Source organism: Hymenobacter sp. BRD128 (assembly GCF_013256625.1).
In the GTDB taxonomy this organism is placed as follows: Bacteria; Bacteroidota; Bacteroidia; order Cytophagales; family Hymenobacteraceae; genus Hymenobacter.
Genome location: NZ_CP053908.1, coordinates 2,742,995 through 2,766,001, shown reverse-complemented (window position 1 = coordinate 2,766,001; position 23,007 = coordinate 2,742,995). Strand labels below are relative to the sequence as shown.

Below are 23,007 nucleotides of genomic sequence, written 5' to 3'. Positions count from 1 at the left end.
TTGCGCCCGCATGGCAAATCCGCTCGACCGAATACAGGCTCCAATCGCTGCCGAGATGGCCGAGTTTGAGGTGAAATTCCGGCAGTCGATGCAAACGCGGGTGCTGCTGCTCGATAAGATTATGGGTTACATCGTGCGCCGCAAAGGCAAGCAGGTGCGGCCGATGTTTGTCTTCCTGACCGCCCGCGCCAGCAGCGATAACCCTAGCGGCCCGCTGCCCGAGGCCGTTTTTCGGGGCGCGGCCCTCATCGAGCTGCTGCATACGGCCACGCTGGTGCACGACGACGTAGTGGACGAAAGCAACTACCGGCGCGGCTTCTTCTCCATCAATGCCTTATGGAAGAACAAGATAGCGGTGCTGGTGGGTGATTATTTGTTGAGCCGCGGCCTGCTGCTCTCGCTCGAAAACAATGATTTTGACCTGCTCAAAATCGTGAGCAACGCCGTGAAGGAGCTGAGCGAGGGCGAGCTGCTGCAAATTGAGAAAGCCCGCCGCCTCGACATTACGGAGGAGGTGTATTTTGACATCATTCGCCAAAAAACGGCTTCGCTTATTGCCTCCTGCACGGCCGTGGGCGCGGCGGCGGCCGGCGCCGACAAGGCCACCATCGAAAAAGCCCGGCTCTTTGGCGAGAAAGTCGGCATGGCATTTCAAATAAAAGACGACCTGTTTGACTACGGCACGGCCGAAATCGGCAAGCCGGTGGGCATCGACATCAAGGAAAAAAAGATGACCTTGCCGCTCATCTACGCCTTGCAGCAGGCTAGCTGGCTGGACAAGCGCCGCGTTATCTACAACGTGAAAAACAACGCCGGCCACCGCGACCGCGTGCAGCAGGTTATCGACTTTGTAAAGCAGTCGGGCGGCCTCGATTACGCCATCCGCACGATGGAGCGCTACCGCGACGAGGCGCTGGCCCTGCTGCGCGAGTTTCCCGCGTCGGACGCCCGCAACTCGCTCGAAACGCTGATTAACTACACGATAGAACGGGAGAAGTAGCTGTAGCGCGAAGCTCCGGCTTCGCGCTAGGTCAAGACCAACATGGGATCGGGGCAGAGGCTAGCCCAGTAGGCGCGCTCGCTAGGGGCGGCCACGCCCGGAAAATCGCCCCAGCGCCCCTGCATATCGGCCATGAGCTGCAGGTGCAGGTGCGGCGGCCAGTCGCCGTTTTCGGGGTGGGGGCCAACGTGGCAAAACAACTGGCCGGCTGCAATAAGCTGCCCAGGGGCTAGCCCGGCGAGGTCGGTGCGGGTGAGGTGGCCGTAGAGGCTGAAAAAATGCGTGCCTTCCAGCTCGTGCTGCAAGATGATGGTGGGGCCGTAGTCGCCGAAATTATTATTGTCGGCCAGGCTGTGCACGGTGCCGGCCAGCGGCGCGGCTACGGGCGTACCGGCCGGCACCCACACATCAACGCCCAGGTGCAGCGAGCGCGGCTCGGTGGCAGCATCAAAATGCGGGCTGCGGCGGTAGATAACGCGGTTTTCGAGATAGCCGCCGATGCCCACGGTGGCGTGCTGCGCGGCTAGCAGGTCGCGCACCAGCTCATCAAAAACCAGGGTATCGCGCAGGCGCTCGGGGTGGGCGAGGCGCGGGTTGGCGGCCGTGAAGTCGAGGCGGGCCACCTGGGGGCTAGCCACCGAAAAATCGAACACGGGAGCAAACTGGTGGCGGTGGCGGGCTAGCAGCGGGGCAAGGTCGGGCATCATGCGGCGAAGCTAGCGCCGGCCCGGCAGAGGATAATTGCCGGCCAGGCCGATTAAGCGAAACTTCACCGGCCTTGGCTGGCGTAAATTTGCAGCCTTACTCAAGCTTAGCCCAATGTCGTCGTACCTGACGCTCACCGTCGTTGCCCTCACCCAGGAAACCCCTGACACCGTTACCATTCACCTCCAGCGGCCCGATGGCCAGGCCGTGCCCAGCAAGCCCGGCCAGTTTCTGACCCTGCTCGTGCCCTGCGGCCCGGCCGGCAGCCGCCCCGAGCGCCGCGCCTACTCGCTCAGCAGCACGCCCGCCGAAGCCCCGCGCCTATCCGTAACCGTGAAGCGCGTAGTGGGTGGCCTAGTGAGTAATTATCTGCTTGACAATGTGAAAGTAGGCCAGCAGTACGAAGTGCTGCCGCCGCTCGGCAACTTTGTGGTGCAGCCCAGCCCCAAGGCCGCCCGCTCGCTGGTGCTCATCGGCGCCGGCTCGGGCATTACGCCGCTCATGAGCATGCTAAAGGCCGTGCTGGCCACCGAGCCCCAGAGCCACGTGCTGCTCATTTACGGCAACCGCAACGAGGACACGGTTATCTTCAAAAAGCAGCTCGCCGACCTGGAGGCTAGCAGCCGGGGCCGCCTGCAAGTCGAGCACGTGTATAGCCAGCCGCTGCACCCCACCGGCCCGCACCAGCACACCGGCCGCCTCAACCGCACCACTATTTTGCGGGTGCTGGAGCAGCGCCACCAGTTTCCGGCGCCGCAGGCCGAGTACTATATCTGCGGGCCCGAAGGCCTGATGGCCGAAGCTCAGGCCGCCCTGGAGCTGCTTCTGGTGCCGAGCAGCCGCGTGCGCCGCGAAAGCTTCCTGGCCGCCGCCGATGCGGCCGAGGCCGGCGACGCCCACGGCGCCGCGCTGGCCGGCGACAACGACGGCCCCGTGACCGAGCGCACCGTTACGATTCAGTACGAGGGCAGCGAATACAAGCTGGTGGTGCCCGCCAAAACGACCATCCTCGACGCGGCCCTCGACCAGGACATCGACCTGCCCTACTCGTGCCAGGCGGGCGTGTGCACGGCCTGCCGGGGCAAATGCCTCAGCGGCAAGGTGCACCTCGACGAGCGCGAGGGCCTCTCCGATGCCGAGCTGGCCAAAGGCTATATCCTTACTTGCGTAGCGCACCCATTAACGGCCGATGTGGTAATTGAAATCGGCTGATAATCAGCCGACGTTAGGTAGGCAAATCAAGTTTGTGGATTTCCTGAAAAAACTATTCGGACGGCTGGTAATTATTTACGTAACTTGTGTTCTATGGTGATTTCTGAGCTTGATACCCTAGCCACGTCGCTGGCTACCGACACCACCCGCCCGCCCCGCCACTACCTGCCCGAAGACTTCCACGTAACCAACTGGGCCGCGCTGGAGCCGTTTTTTCAGGAGCTTCAGCACCGCGAAATTGCCAATGCCGCTGGGCTCGAGCGCTGGCTGCTCGACCGCTCCGAGCTGGAGTCGGTGCTGAGCGAAGACCTGGCCTGGCGCTACATCCGCATGACCTGCGACACCCAGGATGAAGGCCGGGCCGAAGCTTTCCAGTTCTTCGTGCAGGAAGTAGAGCCCCTGACTGCGCCCTACGACCACGCCCTCAACGAAAAGCTGCTGGCTAGCCCTTACCTGCCCGAGCTTGACCAAACCCGCTACGGCGTATTTCTGCGCTCGGTGCGCCGGGCGTCGGAAATTTACCGCGAGGAAAATATTCCGCTTAAAACCGAAATTTCGACCAAGCAGCAGCAGTACGCCGCCACCGTGGGCGCCATGACGGTAACCCTCGACGGCGAGGAGATGACCCTGCCCCGCGCCGCCGACCGTCTCAAGAGCCTGAGCCGCCCGGTGCGTGAGCAGGCCTGGCGCGCCATTCAGGCCCGGCGCCTGCAAGACAGCCAGCCGCTCGACCAGCTTTTTGCCGAGCTTGTCGGCCTGCGCCACCAGATGGCGCTGAATGCGGGCTTTGCCAATTTTCGAGACTATATGTTTGCCGCCCTCGGGCGCTTCGACTACACGGCCGAGGACTGTTTCGACTTCCATTCTGCTATTGGAGCCACGGTGGTGCCGCTCATCAATGAGTTTGACGAAGCCCGCCGCCAAGCCCTGAAACTAACGGCTTTGCGCCCCTGGGACCTCGACGTGGACCCTAGCGGGCAGCCGCCGCTGCACCCGTTTGCCACCGGTGCCGAGCTGCTCGATAAGACCATTACCGTCTTTCAACGGCTCGACCCCTTCCTGGGCGACTGCCTGCGCACTATGCGCCAGATGGGCCATCTCGACCTTGAAAGTCGCAAGGGTAAGGCCCCCGGCGGCTACAACTATCCGCTCGACGAAACCGGCGTGCCGTTCATTTTTATGAATGCCACTTCGTCGCTCCGCGATGTGGTGACGATGCTGCACGAGGGCGGCCACGCCGTGCACTCTTTCCTCACGCGCCGCCTGCCGCTCTCGGCCGATAAACACCCGCCCTCCGAGGTGGCTGAATTGGCCTCGATGAGTATGGAGCTCATGAGCATGGACCACTGGGACGTATTTTTTGACAACCCCGCCGAGCTGCGCCGCGCCAAAAAAACGCACCTCGAAAGCGTGCTCGAAACCTTCCCGTGGGTCGCCACCATTGATAAATTTCAGCACTGGGTATACGAAAACCCAGGGCATACCGAAGCCCAGCGCCACCAGCGCTGGACCGAGATTTTCCAGCATTTCAACCAGCGCACCGTGAGCTGGAGCGGCCTGGAGCAGTTTCGGCCCTATTTGTGGCAGAAGCAGCTGCACCTCTACGAAGTGCCGTTCTACTACATCGAATACGCGATGGCGCAGCTCGGAGCCATTGCCGTGTGGCGCAATTTTCGGCAGCACCCAGCCGCCGCGCTGGCCGGCTACCAGCGCGCACTGTCGCTCGGCTACACCGTGCCCATCGGCGAAGTGTACGCGGCGGCCGGTATCCGCTTCGATTTCAGCACCGACTACCTGCGCCAGCTAGCCGACTTCGTGCGCGAGGAAATGGCCGCGCTGTAGCGTGCCAGCAGTTACTAAAAATGAAAAGCCCGGCAGCTAGTCGGGCTTTTTTCTTGGCCTAGGGCCTGGCCGGGCCCAGTACCTTTGCGGCCGTTATGCTGACCATCCCCGTTATCAACTCCTCGCGGCACCCCCTGCCCGAATACCAGACCGACCATGCGGCCGGCCTCGACCTGCGCGCCGACCTGCCGGACGGCCCACTCACGCTAGGGCCGCTGGAGCGGGCGCTCGTGCCTACCGGCCTTAGCCTGGCCCTACCGGTGGGCTACGAGGCGCAGGTGCGCCCGCGCAGCGGGCTAGCCTATAAGCACGGCATCGGGATTGTGAATAGTCCCGGCACCATCGATGCCGACTACCGGGGCGAAATTAAAGTACTATTGGTCAATCTCTCCAATGCACCTTTTGTGGTGCAGGATGGCGAGCGCATTGCCCAGCTGGTAGTAGCCCGCCACGAAACTATCGAATGGCAGCCCGCCGAAACCCTGAGCAAAACCGTGCGCGGCGCCGGCGGCTACGGCAGCACGGGGAAATGAAGAGCAGTACTTGCTTATAGCGGATTCATGAACGGTGTACGTGATAGCCACAGTGATTAAACCACGCTTTCGCATCGGGGCCAGTAAGCCAGTCGATGGCGGTATGTAAGGCTTCTTCGAGCGCGTCGCGGGTCCGTGCCTGGGCGTGGCGCAGCTTGGTTTTGAGCTTGCTCCAGGCCTGCTCGATGGGGGTAAAGTCGGGCGAGTAGGGGGGCAGAAACAGCACTTCGATGCCGCGCCGGGCTAGCCACTCCCGCAGCCCGGTCAGGTGATGCACCCGCAGGTTGTCGAGGACCAGCACGTCCCCGCGCCGTAGCTGCGGGGCCAGGATGCGGCTGATATACAGGGCGAAGCTGCGCTGATTCAAGGCCCCTTCCAGCACCTGGACCCCGTGCAGCCCGTGCACGGACAAGGCGCCAATTAAGGTTAGGGAGCGGGCCGGGCGGCGCAACGGTACGGCCCCACTCACACGCTGGCCGGCCTGCGCCCGGCCATAGCGCCGCGTGTAGTCTAGGCGCAGGCCGGTCTCGTCCAGAAAATGAAAGCGGGCTACGTCGGGGCGTTGCGCGATAGCCGCGACGTGCGCGCTGCGCAAGGCGTGTACCCGGGGCGTATCGCGCTCAGTGGCGTGCAGGCTTTTTTTTACGTCGCCAGCCTTGTTCGTGTAGCACCCGCCAGACGGAGCCCCGGCTAACGGCTTGCCCGCGCTCAACCAGCAGGAGCGTCTGTAACTCGGCCAGGGTGGCATCGGGTTGGGCCGCCACCTGCTCCCCGAGCCAGGCCTGCGCCGCCGCATCCAGGCAGCGGGCCGGACCACCGCGGCCGGGCAGGGCGGCCAACTGCCCGCTTTGCCGCTGGCGACGCAGCAGCTTGCCGACGAAGGCCACACTCACGCAAAACCGGGCGGCGACGTGGGCTTGTCGCGCCCCGGGCTCGGCACACGCTTGCGCGATACGCTGCCGCAAATCAAGAGAATAGGCTTGCATACACCCGGTACGTAAACAGCTTTATAGTAGCTACACCGTTCTAGAATCCGCTATAGGCTATAGAATTATCCAAGGAGTATTGGTAGCATGCGGTAAAATATGCTCCGCTGTGCCTAAGTCAGTTTAAAGCTGAAGCATTGAAAAAACTGTGTAAAGGACGTAGGAATGTTCAACGTAGTAAACATTAGCCGACAAGCTGATTGTGAAGACCTGAATTAAAGTTACCTTTATGGCGTTTAATTAGGCGATTAGGATATTATCAATGAAAATAATATTATCAATGAAAATATTTGCCATATCTCTTGTTAAAAATGAAGCAGATATAGTGGCCAAAAGCTTGCAGGACGCCAGTCTATGGGCTGATAAAATATTTGTATTAGATAATGGTAGCACTGATGGTACCTGGGAAATTGTGCAGGCTCTAGCTGCTACAAATACTAAAATCGTGCCCTATAAGCAGGATACTACACCTTTTTATGACGGTATCCGGGCACAGGTATTTCAGGCTTTTCGGCATTTAGCTACCAAGGATGACTGGTGGTGCTTTCGGTTAGACGCCGATGAGTTTTATATAGATAATCCAGTGGATTTCTTGTCGAAAGTGCCTAAAAATCATCATTTTGTAGTGACAGATAGTGTGCAATTTCGCCTAACCAAGGAAGATTTTGCTGAGGGCAAATCACCGCAGAGTATTGAGGACATCCGGTACCACGACAAAAAAACGTGGAGCGAAACCCGTTTTTTTCGTTACCGTGAGGGCATGGAATGGACACCCGCTATGGACCGCCCACGCCACATGGGAGTGCTACACCCACGGCGCATAAAGCTAAGACACTACCAGTATCGGTCACTAAATCAAATTAGGAATCGGGTGGCCGTGCGCAGAGAGGCACAGAAAAACGGTTTTGCTGGCTTTCAATACTCAGTAGATGAGAACGTAGAGTCTTATCTGCACGACCGTAAAGAATTGAATTATTATAATGGACCCGAAAATTTACAGATAGAGGGCCCTGCCAATCATCTTTATCAGCGGTGGTACGATATTTTGCTGAAAACCATCTTCCACGCCACTAGGATTTATAAATGAAACTATAGCGGATTCATGAACGGTGTACGTGATAGCCACAGTGATTAAACCACGCTTTCGCATCGGGGCCAGTAAGCCAGTCGATGGCGGTATGTAAGGCTTCTTCGAGCGCGTCGCGGGTCCGTGCCTGGGCGTGGCGCAGCTTGGTTTTGAGCTTGCTCCAGGCCTGCTCGATGGGGGTAAAGTCGGGCGAGTAGGGGGCAGAAACAGCACTTCGATGCCGCGCCGGGCTAGCCACTCCCGCAGCCCGGTCAGGTGATGCACCCGCAGGTTGTCGAGGACCAGCACGTCCCCGCGCCGTAGCTGCGGGGCCAGGATGCGGCTGATATACAGGGCGAAGCTGCGCTGATTCAAGGCCCCTTCCAGCACCTGGACCCCGTGCAGCCCGTGCACGGACAAGGCGCCAATTAAGGTTAGGGAGCGGGCCGGGCGGCGCAACGGTACGGCCCCACTCACACGCTGGCCGGCCTGCGCCCGGCCATAGCGCCGCGTGTAGTCTAGGCGCAGGCCGGTCTCGTCCAGAAAATGAAAGCGGGCTACGTCGGGGCGTTGCGCGATAGCCGCGACGTGCGCGCTGCGCAAGGCGTGTACCCGGGGCGTATCGCGCTCAGTGGCGTGCAGGCTTTTTTTTACGTCGCCAGCCTTGTTCGTGTAGCACCCGCCAGACGGAGCCCCGGCTAACGGCTTGCCCGCGCTCAACCAGCAGGAGCGTCTGTAACTCGGCCAGGGTGGCATCGGGTTGGGCCGCCACCTGCTCCCCGAGCCAGGCCTGCGCCGCCGCATCCAGGCAGCGGGCCGGACCACCGCGGCCGGGCAGGGCGGCCAACTGCCCGCTTTGCCGCTGGCGACGCAGCAGCTTGCCGACGAAGGCCACACTCACGCAAAACCGGGCGGCGACGTGGGCTTGTCGCGCCCCGGGCTCGGCACACGCTTGCGCGATACGCTGCCGCAAATCAAGAGAATAGGCTTGCATACACCCGGTACGTAAACAGCTTTATAGTAGCTACACCGTTCTAGAATCCGCTATATTTAGAAAATCTTAAAAAAACGTCTGTCATGCAGTTCGTCGCGAAGTATTTCGCTCGGTTTGTTATTAGCGTCAGTACTTACCGCATTATGCGAGACGCTCCGTCGTGCGCTGTCTAGCTATAGGTTCCTAACTAGCTTCGATGGCAGATAGATAAAATACGAATAAGTTCGTCTTACTTCTAGAATTCGTCATTCAGGAAAACTAATTAACTTCAGCAAAATGCCCCCGCTACTGTAGTAGCGGGGGCATTTTGCTGAAGTTAATTAGGCCGACTAGTGAGCCGGTGCGGTGCCGGCAGCGCGCTGGCGGGCAATAATTTGTAGGTTGCCACCGGCCGAGTTCAGCTTCTGACTCAACTCGCGGATTTTGTCGCCAATGCCGCCGAAGGCGTGCAGAGGCAGGGCCGACTGGGACGTGAGGATGGCCAGCTTCTGAAATGAAGCACCCATGCCGGCCACATCGTTGCGCTGAATATAGCCGTTGAGGACTTCAAGCTCGGTGGCCACGAGGCGCACCGCTGGGATGTCGCTGCTGCTCAGCGCCTGCTGCCAGTTGCTGACCTGCTGCTGGCCCGTGCTGGTATCTTGAACAAAGCCGGCGTTGATAGCCGCAAACAGCGCTTGAATGCTGGTTTCGATTTCGGAAATGAAGTTCATGGTGCAAAAGTAAGGCGCCCTTGCCCTAACGCAGAAGCTGGCCGGGCAGTTATGCCGGGGCTTGGGCCTTGGCGGGCGCGGCCCCACCTTTGTGGGCCTAAGCTGACTTCTTTTCTCATGCAACTCACTACCCTGGCCGACATCGAGCAGGCGCAGCAGCGGCTGCAAGGCCTGGCCCGGCGCACGCCACTGCTGCCGCTAGCCCTGCCCGAGCTGGGCACCGAGCAGGTCTACCTCAAGCCCGAGAGCCTGCAACCCATTGGCTCTTTTAAAATTAGGGGTGCCGGTAACCGCGTTATGGCCCTCACGGCGGCCGAGCGGGCGCGGGGCGTGCTAGCCTACAGCAGTGGCAACCATGCCCAGGGCGTGGCCTACGCAGCGCGTCAGCTGGGCCTGAAGGCGACCATTATCATGCCCACCAATGCGCCGCAGGTGAAGGTAGCTGCCACCCGCGCGCTCGGGGCCGAGGTTATTCTCTACGACCCGGCCCACGAAAAGCGCGAGGCCGTAGCCGCCCGCCTACTGGCCGGCGCCGCTGCGCCGCCCGTGCTGGTGCCCCCTTCGACGACCCCTACGTAATAGCCGGCCAGGGTACGGTGGGCCTGGAAATATTTCAGGACCTACCCAGCGTGGAACTGGTGCTGACGCCCGTGGGCGGCGGCGGCCTGCTGGGCGGCGTGGCGGCCGCCCTCAAGCTGCTGAAGCCGAGCGTGAAAATTATTGGCGTCGAGCCCGAGCTGGCCGCCGATGCGCAGGCCTCGCTGCGAGCCGGCAGGGTGGTAGAGTGGGCCGCCGCCGATACTAACCGCACCCTAGCCGACGGCGTGCGCACGCTGGCCGTGAGTGAATTGACTTTTGCCCACATCCAGCACTACGCCGACGACATCGTGACCGTGAGCGAGGCCGAGCTGCGCGCCGCCGCCCGCCGCCTGCTGCTCGAAGCCCGGCTGGTGGTCGAGCCCACGGCCGCCCTGCCGCTGGCCGCGCTGCTGCGCCACTGGGCTAGCCTGCCCGCTAGCCAGCATACCGTGCTGGTGCTCACCGGCGGCAACGCCGACCCGGCCACGCTTATCGAATTGCTACGAGGCTGAAAAATAAGCCCGACAATTGATGGGCCGGACTTCGGGCGCATCTTTGTGGGGCTGGCTAGCCCAACCGATTCGGGCTAAATCCAGTATGGCTACTTATTAATTCTGAAAACACCTCTCCACCCAACTTCGCCGATGAAAATTATCGTCCCGATGGCCGGCATGGGCAAGCGGATGCGTCCGCACACGCTCACCGTTCCTAAACCTCTGATTCCCATTGCGGGCAAGCCCATTGTGCAGCGCCTCGTAGAGGACATTGCCCGCGTGTGCGGCGAGCCCGTGGAGGAAGTCGCCTTCATTATCGGCCGCTTTGGCAGCACCGTCGAAAAGAGCCTGATTGCCATCGCCGAGTCGGTGGGGGCCAAGGGCACCATCTACTACCAGGATGAGCCGCTGGGCACTGCCCACGCCATTTTGTGCGCCAAGCCCTCGCTGAGTGGCCCGCTCGTGGTAGCCTTTGCCGATACCTTATTTAAGGCCGATTTTACGCTCGATAGCTCGGTGCCCGGCACCATCTGGGTACAGAAAGTGGAAGACCCGCGCCCCTTCGGCGTAGTAAAGCTTAACGATAAGGGCCAGATTACCGACTTCGTAGAGAAGCCCGAAACCTTCGTGTCGGACCTCGCCATTATTGGCATCTATTACTTCCAGGACGGCGAGTACCTGCGCGATGAGCTGCAATACCTGCTCGACCACGACATCAAGGACAAGGGCGAGTACCAGCTCACCAACGCCCTGGAAAACATGAAGAACAAGGGTACCATCTTCGTGCCCGGCCAGGTAACCGAGTGGCTCGACTGCGGCAACAAGGACGCCACCGTCTTCACCAACCAGCGCTACCTCGAATACCTCAAGGAGCGCGGCGAAAAGCTGGTGTCGGACTCGGCCAAAATCACCAATTCGGTGCTTATCGAGCCCGTGTACATCGGCGACAACGCCGTTATTACCAATTCGGTCGTTGGCCCGCACGTGTCGCTGAGCGCCGGCGCCACCGTCGAAGACTCGCGCATCTCCAACTCCATCGTGCAGGGTGCGGCCACCGTGCGCCACGCCAACGTGGCCAATTCGATGATTGGCAACAGCGCCAGCCTCACCGGCCGCCCCAACGACCTGAGCGTGGGCGATTTTAATGCCCTGCAAGTGTGATGTTTTCGACGCCTCGTGCGTTAGGTAGCGGCGTGGCTCCCGGTGGGGGCCGCGCCGTTCTTGGTTAAGCCCCGTACATTCGCCGGACAAGATTCCGGTTTGCTTCTTATGCGTATGCGTCCCTTTACGGTTGGTGCAGTTGTGTTGAGTTTGTGGGCAGGGGCTAGCCGTGCCCAGGGCTTGGGTACTGGTCCTGGTCCCGGCGGCCCACCGCCGGAGATGGCCGAAACCAAACCGGCCAAGCTCAGCCGCAAGGAGCGCAAGGCGCTGGCGCAGCGTCTCGAAATCGAAGCTAAGAAGGCCGCAGCCCACCCGCCGCTCTCGCTCAAAGAGCGCGAGCTGAGTGAGGCACTCTATACCGATGGCGTGAAGTACGTCATTCTTGAAGACTACCCCAAGGCCCTGGAGCGGCTGCTAAAAGCCTACACCCTGATGCCCGAAAATGCGGCCGTCAACTACAAGCTGGCCGAAGCTAACCTGCTGAGCGGCAACCTGCGCGATGCCACTGGCTACGCCGAGGCCGCCGTGAAGCTCGACGCTAAAAATCCGTATTATTATCTTTTGCTGGCCCAGGCCCAGGCTAGCCAGAAGCAGTACGAGGCCGCCACCGCCACCTACGCCAGCCTGGTGAAGGAAGTACCCAACTCGGGCAGCTACCTCTTTCAGCTCGCCGACCTCTACCTGGCCCAGAACAAGCTGCCCGAAGCCCTGGCCACGCTCGAAAAAGCGCAGGCGCAGTTTGGCAGCATCGACGAGATTGCCTTCAAAAAGCAGCAGATATACCTGCGCCAGAATAATTTGCCGCTCGCCCTCAAGGAAGGCGAAAACCTGATTGCGGCCAACCCCACCGAGCCGCGCTTCGTGCTGGCCCAAGCCGAAATGTACGCGGCTAATAACCGCCTGCCCGATGCCATAAGGGTGGCCGAGCAGGCCCTGCGTATCGACCCCAACAACCCCCAGGCGCGGCTCATCCTGGCCGATGTGTACCGCCAGCAAAATCAGCCGGCCGAGGTTGAGAAGCAGCTTCGGCTAGCCTTCGATAGCCCCGCGCTGGAGGTAGACCAGGAAGTCCGCATCCTGATAAGCTACGTGAAGCAGCTCCCCGACCCCAAGGTGGCGCCGCTAGCCCTCGACCTGGCCGCTGCCACCGTGCGCAACCACCCGCGCGACGCCAAAGCCTACAGCGTGGCCGGCGACGTGCAGATGCAGAGCGGCCGCAAAAAGGAAGCGCGCAACACGTATTTGCAGGCCCTCAAATACGACAAGTCGAAGTACCAGCTCTGGCAGCAAGTGGTGCTGCTCGACGCCGAGCTGAGCCAGACTGACTCGCTGCTGGTGCACAGCGACGCGGCCCTCGAATTATTTCCTAACCAGGCGCCGCTGTGGTTTTACAACGGCGTGGGGCACCTGCTCAAGAAGCAGCCCCAGCAGGCAGTGCAGGCCCTGGAGCACGGCCGCCGCCTGGCCGCCGGCAGCACCGAGCAGCAAAGCCAGTTCGACGCGCAGCTCGGTGATGCCTATCAGGAGTTAAAAGACTACGCTAAATCGGACGCCGCCTACGACGCCGCCCTGGCTGCCGACCCCGACAACTACGGCGTGCTCAATAACTACAGTTATTTCCTGAGCCTGCGGGGCGAGAAGCTCGACAAGGCTAAAGAGATGTCGGGCAAGACCGTGCAGAAATTTCCCGACAACGATACCTACCTCGATACCTACGCCTGGGTGCTCTATAAGCAGAAGGATTACGCCGGTGCCAAGCAAAATCTGGAAAAAGCCCTGCGTACCACCAAGGATGCCAGTATCCTGGAGCATTACGGCGACGTACTATGGCAATTGGGCGAGCACACCGGGGCCGTGGCTGCCTGGCAGCGCGCCCGCAAGGCTGGCCCCGGCACCTCGCCGCTGCTCGACCGCAAAATCAAAGAACAAAAACTTGTTGAGTAAGCAATGCTGCCTGTAAAAAGAACGTCATGCTTCCCGTTGTTCAGCATGGCATTCTTTTTATGCGTATGAGTGCTTTCTTCCTTCCCCAAATTATGCATAAATCTGCTCTCCTGTTCCTGACCGGGCTAGCCCTGGCGGGCTGTCACCGCGCCGTGTCCACCAAGTCGGGCTCGCTCACGGCGGGTACTTCCGAAGCCGTGAAGGTGGCCACGCCCGCCGGCGTAAAGGCCACTAATACCAACTTTCAGTATCTCAACGGCCACGGCAAGGTGCATTTCAAGGCCAAGGGCAATGAGCAGTCGGCCAACTTCGCGCTGCGCATCAAGCGCGACTCGGCCATCTGGCTCTCGGGCTCGCTGCTGGGCATTGAGGGCGTGCGCGCCCTGCTCACGCCCGACTCGGTGCGGGTAGTCAACCGCTTGCAAAAGAACTACTTTGCCGGCGACTACGCCTACCTTAGCCAGCTCCTGAACGTGCCCGTGACCTATAAGCAGATGCAGGACATCCTGCTCGGCGACTACCAGGCGGCTCCCAAAGGTGCCGTACCGGTGGTGAAAGCCGAGGGCGACAACCAGAACGTGACCTTCCCGATGACGCCGCTCATCCTCGAACAGCTCGTGAGCGCCACCACCGGCCGCCTCCAGCAGCTCAAGGTGAGCGAGAGTGGCGCCCAGCGCAGCCTCACTGTGGGCTACGCCGACTTCCAAAAGCCCACCGGCGCCGACTTGCTCTTTGCCTTCACCACCAACGTGCTGGGCCAGCAAGGCGGCACCGAAAGCACCTCGGCTACGCTCAACTACCAGAAAGTAGAAGTAGGCAGCGGCCACCTCGATTTCCCGTTCAGCATCCCCAAGGGGTATGCGAAGCAGGCGAAGATTAAGAAGTAGGGGGATGGGCCAGCAGGGCGGCTTATAAATTAACGCGCCCCTGCTGTGTCATGCTTATCTGGTGTCTACACAGTAAAGCATCTCACCCGCACCAATGGAGTAATAACTCGGTTGGTGCGGGTGAGATGCTTTATTTCGTTATCCGCCAGCTGAGCGCAATATTCTTTCAGTTGGCGCAATATTTTAAACCACCTATTGCTGCTAACGCGGCAGTGGAGGTTGAACCTCCACAATAAAATTGACACGAGTTACGCTGCACTAAACTCGCGCCAGTTTAGGAGAAAATGGAAAGAGGGGAGAGAATTAGAACCGGGTATCGAAGCGCCCATCAGTAACGATTACTTTGCCACAAGTCGGGGCTTCGAGCGTGAAGGCGAACGTACCCGATACAATTTGATTTACAAAGTCCAGCTTCGTGATGATGACCTTACCCACTTGTGAGCTAGATGTGTACATCGAGCAAGACTTATCAAAATCCTCGTAGGACCCGACTCTTGAAGAATCGTTTAGACTATAGGTGCCAGTATGGTAAATTTTGCTGATAGAAAAGCCCATTCTCTGAAAACTATTAGTCCCATTGACAAGCAATTTTCGACTTGCCGAGATACCTAGTCGATTATCCAAGTAAACAGCCGTAAACAGTGGTCCGCCAAATGGACTACCCGCCGGAGTCCAGGCCTGGCCATTCACGAGGCAGCCAAAGGTGCGCTGGCCGGTCTGGGTAGCCGGAGGGAGTAGGCCAAGCTGGCTAGGGGTGGGCGGTGGGGTGGGGTCGCTCTTTTTGCATTGGCTCAGCCCCAGCAGGACGGCCAGCAGCAATAAGCTAAGTACAAGTTTTTTCATGGGAGAAAAAGGAAAGAGAGGGAGAATTAAAACCGGGAGTCAAACCGGCCATCGGTAACGACGACCTTGCCGCAAGCGGGTGTTTCCAAAGTGAAGGCAAACGTGCCCGACACGATGCGATTCACAAAGTCTAGCTTCATGATGACGACCGTCGCCGGGTGCGTGGCATCGGTGTAATAAGCGCAGTTAGCAACTAGATTATGGTAGTTAACGAAACTGGTATCTGGTCTGCTCAGAATGTATTGACCTGGAGAATCAATTCGATTTATATTAAGTTGAATCAAATCCGAGATGGTTTGTCCATTTTTAACAATCCCACGAGTTGCTACTAGGGTCAGTTGATTATTATAATATTGAGCCGTAAACAACGGCCCAGCAAAAGGGCTGCCGGCTGGGGTCCAGGCCTGGCCATTAACGAGACAGCCAAAAGTGCGCTGACCGGTCTGGGTAGCCAGTGGTAGCAGGTCAAGCTGGCTGAGAGTAGGCGGCGGGATGGGGTCGCTCTTTTTGCACTGGCTCAGGCCCAGCAGGGCAGCCAGCAGCAGGGAGGCAGGGGGTAGACGCATGGAAGATAAGGAATTAGAGCGATTTCGTGGTCAGTGTGTACAGTAGGGGGGTTCTTTGCGCCAGCCAGCTCAATAAGAGCGTAAACAGGTTTTTCATGGGAGGAAAAGGAAAGAGGGGAAGAAGAATTAAAACCGGGAGTCAAACCGGCCATCGGTAACGACGACCTTGCCGCAAGCGGGTGTTTCCAAAGTGAAGGCAAACGTGCCCGACACAATGCGATTCACAAAGTCTAGCTTCGTGATGACGACTGTGGCCGGGTGTGTGGCATCGGTGTAGTAGGTGCATTTAGAGGTGATGTTCTCATAACCAGCCGCGCCTTTGCTCACAGTAGGTAGGATATAAGTTCCAGCCATATTGATATTATTGATGCTAATGCCGATGCTCCCTCCTATCCGTAAGCCTGTAACAGTTGTAGAGTCAAGGCCTCCTGTAGCTGATAGCGCTAGAAGAAAACCATCATAGCTTGCTGAAAAAAGAGGTCCATTTAACGGGTTACCCACTAAGTTCCAAGCCTTACCATTGACTAGACAGCCAAAGGTGCGCTGGCCGGTGTGGGTAGCCGGAGGCAGCAGGTCAAGCTGGCTAGGGGTGGGCGGCGGGGTGGGGTCGCTCTTTTTGCATTGGCTCAGCCCCAGCAGGGCGGCCAGCAGCAGGGGGGGTGGGGGTAGGCGCATGGAAAAGTAGGCGGCTGGTTTTTAAGATTAAGGGCTTATGGGCTGAATGTCGGCGGGTACTTGGGCTGGTGCAAGGGAAAAGTGCGAGCAATCTGACTTTTGAATGGACGGTTCTGGCTGGTATTTACCGAGAAAAATTACTCTGCCAGAGATTAAAGCGTCCAAAAAAGGGGTTGAAAAATGGACTTTAGGAAAATAGTGACCGCAACAGAATAATGCGATAGATTGCGGTAGTAGTTACTCCTGCAACTACCCGCCCGTCATTCGTGCGTTATTTTGCGGGGCGGTAGCCTGCCCGCCGCGCCCAGCCTTGCTCGTGACCGTTTTCCTGCCTGTTTTTAAGCTGCGTTTTGTGCCGGCCCTGCTGCTGCTAGCCCTACTAGCCGGGCCAGCCACGGCCCAGCGCCACCGCCCGGCGAAGGCCAAAAAAACTGCCCGCGCCGCGCGCCCGGCCCCACGCCGCCCGCGCACCCGCCCCAAAAGCAAAGCCCAGCTGGAGCGCGAGCGCCAAGCCAACCTCAGCCGCATCGCGGAGGCGGGCAAGGTGCTGACCCAGACCACCCAGAAAAAACAGGCCACGCTCGGGCAGCTCAACGTCATTAAGGAAAAGCTGACGGTGAAGCAGGGCCAGATTGAGCACATCTCGACCCAGCTGCAAGGCATCGAAACCAATGTGCACCAGACAGTGAAGCAGGTGCTGAGCACCCAGGAGCAGCTGGCCCGCCTCAAAGAAGAGTACGGCCGGCTGATGTACGCGGCCTCAAAAACGAGCAGCGGCTTTAACCAGCTCATGTTTTTGTTTGCTTCCGAGTCGTTCAACCAGTTTGTGGTGCGGCTGCGCTACGTGCGCCAGTACACCGAGGAGCGCCAGAAGCAGGCGCTGCGCATTATCGGGGCGCAGCAGCAGCTCAGCCACGAGCTCGACGGCCTCACCCAGCAGCGCCAGCGCCAGAAAAGCCTGCTTACCACCCAGCTGGTCGAAAACCGCAACCTGCTAGGCCTCAAAACCGAGCAGGACGAAGTAGTGCAGCAGCTCAGCCAGCAGGAGCAGGGTTTGCGGCAGGAGCTAACCCAGCGCCAGCAGGCCGTGGCCAGGCTCGACGACCTCATTGCCCAGCGCGTGCGCGAGGAAATAGCCCGCGCCGCCCACGCCGCCCGGCTAGCCGCCGTGGCCGCCCGCCGCCGTGCCGCGCGCGCCTCGGCCGCCGCCGGCCGCCGCCGCTCGTCGGCGAGCCGCAGCGAGGCCCGCAATGACGAAACCACCACGGCTAGCAACACCGATACTGCCCGCGATGATGACCCGAGCGCCAACCCCGAAAGCGACGCGCCCGAAGAAACTACTGCCGACCGCCGCGCCAGCCGCGTGGCCCTCACGCCCGAAACGGCGCTGGTGTCGTCGGGCTTTGCCGGCAACCGGGGGCGGCTGCCCTGGCCGGTGGCGCACGGCTTTGTGTCGCAGCACTTTGGCCGCCACCCGCACCCCGTGCTCCGGCACGTGACGGTGGACAACCGGGGCGTGGATATTCAAACCAACGAGGGCGAGCCGGTGCGCGCCGTGTTTGGCGGCCGGGTGCTCACGGTGGCCCAGGTGCCGGGCATGAATACCATCGTCATGATTCAACACGGCGAATACTTTACAGTATATGCCAAGCTGCGCTCGGTAAACGTGCACGAGGGCGAGCAGGTGAGCGCCCGCGAGGCTATCGGCTCGGCTGCCACTGATGCCGACGGCACCGCCCAGGTGCAGTTTCAGGTGTGGCGCAACTCGGCCAACCTCAACCCCGAAAGCTGGCTAGGGCGGAAGTAGCGGGGCTAGCCGGCATGCCGTGCAACCTTTGGGCCACGGCGGGCCTCAACCCACTGCTGCTCACCCACTACTTATCCCTGCGCTATGCGAAATTCGCTACTTGCTTTTCTGCCGCTAGCCGCCACCCTGGTCAGCACCACGGCCTGCCAAAAAGCAGCCGGCGGCGAAAACGATTTCGAGAATGGCCCGGCTACCATTCGGGGTGAGTGGTGGCTGGCCGTGGTGGGCGGTGGCATTACGGGGGTGATGCAGCCGGTGCCGGCCAGCTCGGACAACCGCTGTGTATTCGGGCCCGACAGCACCTACACCGAATATTTTAACGGCAAGCGCACGCTCACCAGCACGTTTTATGTCGCCAACCGCCCCGCCTACCCGGGTAGCCCGGCCGTGCCGATGCTTGCCATCAAAAGCGACAATACGCCTTCGGGTCAGCCCTACTACCGGGTGCAATACATTACGGAGCTTACCGCCAGCGAGCTGAACCTGACTACCGGTGGCGGCTGCGCCTTGAACTCAGCGTACGTGCGCACCAAAGCCGCCGGTCCGGCTACCACCCCCTAGCAAGAGCGGAGCCGGACCGGTGCCTGGGGGCTAGCCGCTACGGCTATAGCTCCATAATATCCTCGTTCCAGAGCGTGGGCTCGGCTTCGATAAACTCGCGCATCATCTCCACGCACTCGGGCGAGTTGAGGATTTCGACCTCCACGCCGTGCGATTGCAGAAACTCCAGCGACTCGCCAAAGGTCTGGGCTTCGCCCACTACCACCTTCGGGATTTTGAACTGCACGATGGTGCCGGCGCACATGTAGCAAGGCATGAGCGTGGTATAAAGCACCGTGTCGCGGTAGGTGCGCTGGCGGCCGGCGTTGCGCAGGGCATCCATTTCGCCGTGGGCGATGGGGTCGAGGTCCTGCACGCGCTTGTTGTGGCCCCGGCCCACTATTTCCTGGCCGCGCCGCAGCACCGAGCCGATGGGGATGCCGCCCTCGCGGCGGCCCTGCCGCGCCTCGTCGATAGCGGCCTGCATGAAGACGTCCATGTGTTGTGTAAGGAGTAGTGAACAGTGGGGAGACAACAAAGAACGTCATGCTGACGAAGGAAGCCTCTCGTCCGCACCGCTAGGGTCATTTTCCTAATGATTCGAGCGCGACGTTTCGGCAAGCTCAGCAGGACGTTCTTTCCTTGCCCAATTGCTTTAATCCGTTACTTTATTACCGTACCAGCTCCACCCAGCCCTTAACCGCCGGGCTGCCATCGGGCGGCGTGAGCAGGTAGTAGTAGATGCCGGGGGCTAGCCCGGCGCCGTCCCAGGTATTTTGGTAAGCCGCGTTTTCATACACCTGCTGGCCCCAGCGTGAGAACACCTGCAGGCGCGGCGGGCAGCCGCCGATGCGCGGGGCGAAGAAATCGTTTTGCTGGTCGCTGTTGGGCGTGAATACGTTGGGGATGAGCATGCCCAGCACCACCACCGGCGGCAGGGCTAGCGTCTGGCCGCAGCGGTTCTGGTTGTAGCTCAGCGTCACGCGCGGCCGGAAGGTGCCAGCCCGCAAGTAGGTGTGCGTCACGTCGGAGCCCGTTACGGCCGTGCTGTCATCGCCAAAGTACCAGGTCAGCACCGCGTCGGCCGGCAGCCCGCCCGGGGGCTGATTGAAGTGCACCACCAGCGGGGCCACGTTGCTCGGCACGCAGGCGCCCGGCACCAGCACCGGGGCCAGCACCGGTTGGGCCAGCAAGGTTACGCGGCGCGTAGCCACCACCGGGCAGGCCGTGCCCGCATTCACGGTGTAGGTGAGTACTATGGTGCCCGGCAGGGCCGGCGGCGTAAAAATATTGCCCGCCGATACGCCCGGCCCGCTCCACACGCCGCCGGCCGGCGTGGCCCGCAGCCGGAAGGGCTGCGGCCGGCCGGGGCACAGCACCGTATCGGGTGGCAGCACTACGGTGGGCGCCGTGAGCACCACAATGGTAACCGTGGCCCGGCTGGTACCGCCGCCGCAGGCTGCCGAGCTGGTCACGGTGTAGGTGAGCACCTGCGTGCCCACCAGGGCCGGGCTAGGGGTAAAGACGAAGCCCGCCGCCACCGAGCCCGACACGCCCGGTCCCGTCCAGGTGCCGCCCGCCGGGCTGCCGCCCGTGAGCGCTACCGGCCCGCTACCCGCGCACACCGGCGCCTGGGCCGTGGCCGTGGCCGGCTTCGGGTTATCGACGGTGATGGTGAGCCGGGCCGAGGCCGTGCAGGCCACCGTGGCGCCCGGCACGGTATAGGTAAGTACTTGTGTGCCCGCCAGCGCCAGGCTAGGGGTAAAAACGAAGCCCGCTGCCACCGAGCCCGACACGCCCGGCCCCGTCCAGATGCCGCCGCTGGGCTGGCCGCTCAGGGCCAGGGCCGGCGAATTCACGCACACCGCCTGGTCGTTGCCCACGGTGGCCGAGGTCGGCTCAAAATTTAGCTTGAAAGCCGCGTTGTTGCAGAGGTAGGTAGCATAGGCCGGATACGACACGGCCCCGTTGACGGGCGCGTAGGTGTAGGCGCCCGGCGGCACCGGAAAGCCGTTGCGGTTGAAGCACGAGCAGGCCGCCGCGTATACCACCCCGCGCGGGTCGAAGCGCGAGGTGCCGCCATCGACGTGGTCGCCCTCCGAAGCGAAGGTGGGGTCGCCGTAGAACGTGGCGTAGCTGAGGCTAGCCAGGCCGGGCGCAAACTGCGCCAGGTAAAAATCGGAGCCCGCGCCGGGCGTATCGGTGGTGGTGCGCACGGCATTGGGCGTGGTGGGCATGCCGTGGGTGTAGCCATTCTGGTTGATGTAGCCGGGATAGGTGTAAATCGGGTTGGCATGGCCGTTGACATCGCCACCCCAGCCGCAGGCGTAGATGCGGTCGCACTGGTCCACCAAAAACGCCGTGGGCGAAATATCAATCGTGCTGCGCCCGCTGCCAAATACCGTGCTCAACAGGCTCTTATCGAGGTCGGGGCTGAGCTTTTGGATAAACTGCCGGCTGCCGGGATTGCTGTACACGCCGGTGCTCACCGGCCACTGGCCCAGCGTCTGGCCCAGCACGTACACGCCGCCATCGGCCCCCAGCTGCACAAAAAACGCCTGGTCGTAGCTGCTGGTGCCCAAGTAGGTAGCGCGCTGCACGGCGCTGCCATTGGCCGCGATGCGCGCCACGAAGCCATCAACGTTGCCCCGCGCGCTGGTCTGGTAGCCGCCGGCCGTGCCCGTCAGGTTTGTGCTCAGCGTGCCGCCGCCCACGTAGGCGTTGCCGCTAGGGTCGAGCTGAATGGAGTAGGCCGCATCGGCCGCACTGCCGCCCAAGAAGCCACTCCAGGTGAGGCGGTCGAGGGCGGGCGGCAGCTTGCACACCACCGCATCGCAGGTGCCACCCTCGTAGTTGCGCCCAAAGCTGGCAGCCGTCACCGGAAAATTAACCGAGCCCGACACCGACGCCACGTAAATATTGCCCTGCGCATCGGTGAGCACGTCGCCGCGCAGCGCATCGCCGTAGTTCTGGGGCAGCTGCCGGGCAGCCAGCGAGGGGTTGTAGGCCGCGATGCCGTCGTTGCCGCTGCCGCCCAGGTAGGTCGAAGCCGCCAGCGAGCCGCCGTCGGCGCTCAGGCGCGTCACCACAATGTCGGTGCCGTTGCTCACCTGGTAAATGCTGCCCGGCGCATCCCCGAAGGGCGACACCGACGAGCCGCCTGCAAAGCCGCGCTGCAAGGCGCCGCTCGTGGTGGGGTAGTTGGTCGAGGAGGTGCTGCCCAGCACAATGAGCTCGTTCTGCGCATTCACTACCAGGCTACTCGGAAAGTCGGCCCGGTTGCCGCCCAGGTACGTGGCCCACACCCGCGCCGCCGCGCCGTTCACGCCGGTATTATACTTGATGAGCGCGATGTCGATAACGGCCGCGAAGGTGGTCTGAAACGCGCCCGGCGTGGTTGGATAGCTCGGCAGGGCATATAAGTCGTCGAGCACAATGCCGCCCGAGTACATGTTGCCCGCCGCGTCGTAAGTAGCCGTGAAGCCCCAGTTGCTGCCCTTGGCTCCCGAATAAGTCGAGAACACTACCGTAGGGTCGATAACCAGCGGCCGGCCGTGGTCGTAGGCCCCGAGCTCAAACGAAACCTGAGCCCGCTCGGGGCGCAGGCGGTAGCGGCAGGCCACGGCCTGGCGCTGGCCGGTGGCGGGGTCGAGCTGGTAGGCGTGCGGCGCTAGCTCGGTTAGCTCGCCCACCGAAGTGCCAACGTGCAGCTGCCCGTCGGCGCTGAGAGTGAGGCTGCTAGCCCCCTGGTAGCGTAGCTGCACGCGGCTGGCCTCGGCCCCGGCCGCCAGCTCAAAATCATATTCCAGATGCTGGGTTTCATTCTCGTAGAAGCGGGCTGCGATGCCCGGCCAGGGTGCCTGGTAGCGTACCTGCCGGTAGCTGGGCACGGCGCTGGCCCACTGGCTGGGGTCGCTGCCGTGCAGGTAGTTGCGCACTTCGCCGGTGGCCTGGGCGGGCACCAAGGCCGTGCTCGCATCGGCCCCCACAAACTGTATGCGCAGCTGGTGACCCTGCACGGGGCCGGTACCGGCCGGGCCGGCATCGCTGGGCGGCGCGGCTGCGGCCTTGGCTTTAGCCGAACTGGCGGCCCGCACCGGGCTAGCCACCGCTTTGGCTGGCGGGTGCGCGAGGGGCTGCAATAAAATGTAGCGCAGCCCGCCGGGCTCCAGGCACAGGTGGCCGCCCGGCACGGCGGCCGCGTAGCGCACGGCCGCCGGCCACTGGCCTTTATTGGCCACAAACTCCAGGCTGGGGGCAATATCGGGCGGGGCGGCGGGCGGTTGGGCAGGGATGGTCTGAGCCCAGCCCGGTAAGCTCAGCGCGAGCAAACAAAGGATACTAACGTAAAAATTCTTCAGCATAAAAAACGGGCATTGTAACTCTTTAGTAAATCTAAGTTACTGGCGCAAAAGTGCCAACCTGTTGCGCCGGCCCGGCCAACGTATTTTTGCCCGGCC

23 protein-coding genes and 1 pseudogene are annotated in these 23,007 nt (G+C 61.4%); 12 read left to right on the top strand and 12 right to left on the bottom strand.

What is annotated here, in order from left to right; all coding sequences use genetic code 11:
* The first annotated feature begins 10 nt into the window (after positions 1 to 10).
* Complete coding sequence (locus GKZ68_RS12340) at positions 11 to 1,000, top strand: polyprenyl synthetase family protein (protein WP_173115157.1); 990 nt, start codon at positions 11 to 13, stop codon at positions 998 to 1,000.
* A gap of 26 nt (positions 1,001 to 1,026) precedes the next feature.
* On the opposite strand, the gene GKZ68_RS12335 is transcribed toward GKZ68_RS12340, so the two are convergent.
* A complete protein-coding gene (locus GKZ68_RS12335) occupies positions 1,027 to 1,707 on the bottom strand; it encodes a peptidoglycan DD-metalloendopeptidase family protein (RefSeq protein WP_367949161.1) in 681 nt (226 codons plus the stop codon).
* 112 nt (positions 1,708 to 1,819) lie between these two features.
* Here GKZ68_RS12335 and GKZ68_RS12330 point away from each other — a divergent pair, with 112 nt between their 5' ends.
* The 3 genes from GKZ68_RS12330 to dut all read left to right on the top strand — a co-directional run bounded on the left by GKZ68_RS12330 (position 1,820) and on the right by dut (position 5,292).
* Entirely contained in the window at positions 1,820 to 2,917 is a 1,098-nt protein-coding gene (locus GKZ68_RS12330; protein WP_173115155.1) for a ferredoxin--NADP reductase, read from the top strand.
* A gap of 93 nt (positions 2,918 to 3,010) precedes the next feature.
* Positions 3,011 to 4,759 carry a M3 family oligoendopeptidase gene (locus GKZ68_RS12325; protein ID WP_173115153.1) on the top strand — a complete coding sequence of 583 codons (1,749 nt, stop codon included), beginning with the start codon at positions 3,011 to 3,013 and terminating at the stop codon, positions 4,757 to 4,759.
* A 98-nt stretch (positions 4,760 to 4,857) separates the two neighbouring features.
* Positions 4,858 to 5,292 (top strand): dUTP diphosphatase, encoded by a 435-nt coding sequence (gene dut, locus GKZ68_RS12320; RefSeq protein WP_173118395.1) that lies wholly within the window; start codon positions 4,858 to 4,860, stop codon positions 5,290 to 5,292.
* Positions 5,293 to 5,317: 25 nt separating this feature from the next.
* Here the strand turns inward: dut and GKZ68_RS12315 are convergent, their stop codons facing one another.
* Together GKZ68_RS12315 and GKZ68_RS12310 are read right to left on the bottom strand one after the other, a co-directional pair.
* Positions 5,318 to 6,004: an IS630 family transposase gene (locus tag GKZ68_RS12315; RefSeq protein WP_302051990.1), complete on the bottom strand. Its 687-nt coding sequence runs from the start codon at positions 6,002 to 6,004 to the stop codon at positions 5,318 to 5,320.
* Positions 5,913 to 6,278: a helix-turn-helix domain-containing protein gene (locus tag GKZ68_RS12310; protein WP_173110521.1), complete on the bottom strand. Its 366-nt coding sequence runs from the start codon at positions 6,276 to 6,278 to the stop codon at positions 5,913 to 5,915. The genes GKZ68_RS12315 and GKZ68_RS12310 overlap by 92 nt, the downstream gene beginning before the upstream one ends.
* A 280-nt stretch (positions 6,279 to 6,558) precedes the next feature.
* Between GKZ68_RS12310 and GKZ68_RS12305 the strand changes: the two genes are divergently transcribed.
* Positions 6,559 to 7,365 carry a glycosyltransferase family 2 protein gene (locus tag GKZ68_RS12305; protein ID WP_173115151.1) on the top strand — a complete coding sequence of 269 codons (807 nt, stop codon included), beginning with the start codon at positions 6,559 to 6,561 and terminating at the stop codon, positions 7,363 to 7,365.
* 13 nt (positions 7,366 to 7,378) lie between these two features.
* On the opposite strand, the gene GKZ68_RS22095 is transcribed toward GKZ68_RS12305, so the two are convergent.
* From GKZ68_RS22095 to GKZ68_RS12290, 4 genes and pseudogenes are all read right to left on the bottom strand, one after another.
* Positions 7,379 to 7,603 carry a hypothetical protein gene (locus GKZ68_RS22095; RefSeq protein WP_254243982.1) on the bottom strand — a complete coding sequence of 75 codons (225 nt, stop codon included), beginning with the start codon at positions 7,601 to 7,603 and terminating at the stop codon, positions 7,379 to 7,381.
* A 2-nt stretch (positions 7,604 to 7,605) separates the two neighbouring features.
* Positions 7,606 to 7,947 (bottom strand): annotated as a pseudogene (locus GKZ68_RS22710) (transposase); the annotation flags it as partial.
* A 25-nt stretch (positions 7,948 to 7,972) separates the two neighbouring features.
* The gene (locus tag GKZ68_RS12295; RefSeq protein ID WP_173110521.1) at positions 7,973 to 8,338 is read right to left on the bottom strand and encodes a helix-turn-helix domain-containing protein; all 366 of its coding nucleotides are present in this window, start codon (positions 8,336 to 8,338) and stop codon (positions 7,973 to 7,975) included.
* A 329-nt stretch (positions 8,339 to 8,667) separates the two neighbouring features.
* A complete protein-coding gene (locus tag GKZ68_RS12290) occupies positions 8,668 to 9,051 on the bottom strand; it encodes a hypothetical protein (protein WP_173115146.1) in 384 nt (127 codons plus the stop codon).
* A gap of 117 nt (positions 9,052 to 9,168) precedes the next feature.
* On the opposite strand from GKZ68_RS12290, the gene GKZ68_RS21720 reads away from it, so the two are divergent.
* The 5 genes from GKZ68_RS21720 (at position 9,169) to GKZ68_RS12270 (ending at position 14,116) form a co-directional block, all read left to right on the top strand.
* On the top strand, positions 9,169 to 9,630 hold the full coding sequence (locus tag GKZ68_RS21720; protein WP_217275252.1) for a pyridoxal-phosphate dependent enzyme: 462 nt from the start codon (positions 9,169 to 9,171) through the stop codon (positions 9,628 to 9,630).
* 17 nt (positions 9,631 to 9,647) lie between these two features.
* Positions 9,648 to 10,142, top strand: coding sequence for a pyridoxal-phosphate dependent enzyme (locus GKZ68_RS21715; RefSeq protein ID WP_254243981.1), 495 nt, complete (start codon positions 9,648 to 9,650; stop codon positions 10,140 to 10,142).
* Between the two features lie 132 nt (positions 10,143 to 10,274).
* Complete coding sequence (locus tag GKZ68_RS12280) at positions 10,275 to 11,285, top strand: sugar nucleotidyltransferase (protein ID WP_173115144.1); 1,011 nt, start codon at positions 10,275 to 10,277, stop codon at positions 11,283 to 11,285.
* Between the two features lie 114 nt (positions 11,286 to 11,399).
* Positions 11,400 to 13,229, top strand: coding sequence for a tetratricopeptide repeat protein (locus GKZ68_RS12275; RefSeq protein WP_254243980.1), 1,830 nt, complete (start codon positions 11,400 to 11,402; stop codon positions 13,227 to 13,229).
* A 92-nt stretch (positions 13,230 to 13,321) separates the two neighbouring features.
* Positions 13,322 to 14,116 (top strand): DUF4292 domain-containing protein, encoded by a 795-nt coding sequence (locus tag GKZ68_RS12270; protein ID WP_173115138.1) that lies wholly within the window; start codon positions 13,322 to 13,324, stop codon positions 14,114 to 14,116.
* A gap of 303 nt (positions 14,117 to 14,419) precedes the next feature.
* On the opposite strand, the gene GKZ68_RS12265 is transcribed toward GKZ68_RS12270, so the two are convergent.
* From GKZ68_RS12265 to GKZ68_RS12255, 3 genes are all read right to left on the bottom strand, one after another.
* Positions 14,420 to 14,959 carry a DUF6252 family protein gene (locus GKZ68_RS12265; RefSeq protein ID WP_173115134.1) on the bottom strand — a complete coding sequence of 180 codons (540 nt, stop codon included), beginning with the start codon at positions 14,957 to 14,959 and terminating at the stop codon, positions 14,420 to 14,422.
* A 26-nt stretch (positions 14,960 to 14,985) separates the two neighbouring features.
* Positions 14,986 to 15,525 (bottom strand): DUF6252 family protein, encoded by a 540-nt coding sequence (locus tag GKZ68_RS12260; RefSeq protein ID WP_173115131.1) that lies wholly within the window; start codon positions 15,523 to 15,525, stop codon positions 14,986 to 14,988.
* Between the two features lie 126 nt (positions 15,526 to 15,651).
* The gene (locus tag GKZ68_RS12255; RefSeq protein WP_173115128.1) at positions 15,652 to 16,200 is read right to left on the bottom strand and encodes a DUF6252 family protein; all 549 of its coding nucleotides are present in this window, start codon (positions 16,198 to 16,200) and stop codon (positions 15,652 to 15,654) included.
* Between the two features lie 316 nt (positions 16,201 to 16,516).
* Here GKZ68_RS12255 and GKZ68_RS12250 point away from each other — a divergent pair, with 316 nt between their 5' ends.
* The gene (locus GKZ68_RS12250) at positions 16,517 to 18,007 is read left to right on the top strand and encodes a murein hydrolase activator EnvC (RefSeq protein WP_254243979.1); all 1,491 of its coding nucleotides are present in this window, start codon (positions 16,517 to 16,519) and stop codon (positions 18,005 to 18,007) included.
* 84 nt (positions 18,008 to 18,091) lie between these two features.
* A complete protein-coding gene (locus tag GKZ68_RS12245) occupies positions 18,092 to 18,568 on the top strand; it encodes a hypothetical protein (protein WP_173115125.1) in 477 nt (158 codons plus the stop codon).
* 43 nt (positions 18,569 to 18,611) lie between these two features.
* Here the strand turns inward: GKZ68_RS12245 and GKZ68_RS12240 are convergent, their stop codons facing one another.
* Both GKZ68_RS12240 and GKZ68_RS12235 read right to left on the bottom strand, forming a co-directional pair.
* Entirely contained in the window at positions 18,612 to 19,046 is a 435-nt protein-coding gene (locus tag GKZ68_RS12240) for a nucleoside deaminase (RefSeq protein ID WP_173115122.1), read from the bottom strand.
* Between the two features lie 172 nt (positions 19,047 to 19,218).
* Positions 19,219 to 22,911, bottom strand: coding sequence for a gliding motility-associated C-terminal domain-containing protein (locus tag GKZ68_RS12235; RefSeq protein WP_173115119.1), 3,693 nt, complete (start codon positions 22,909 to 22,911; stop codon positions 19,219 to 19,221).
* Positions 22,912 to 23,007: the final 96 nt, after the last annotated feature.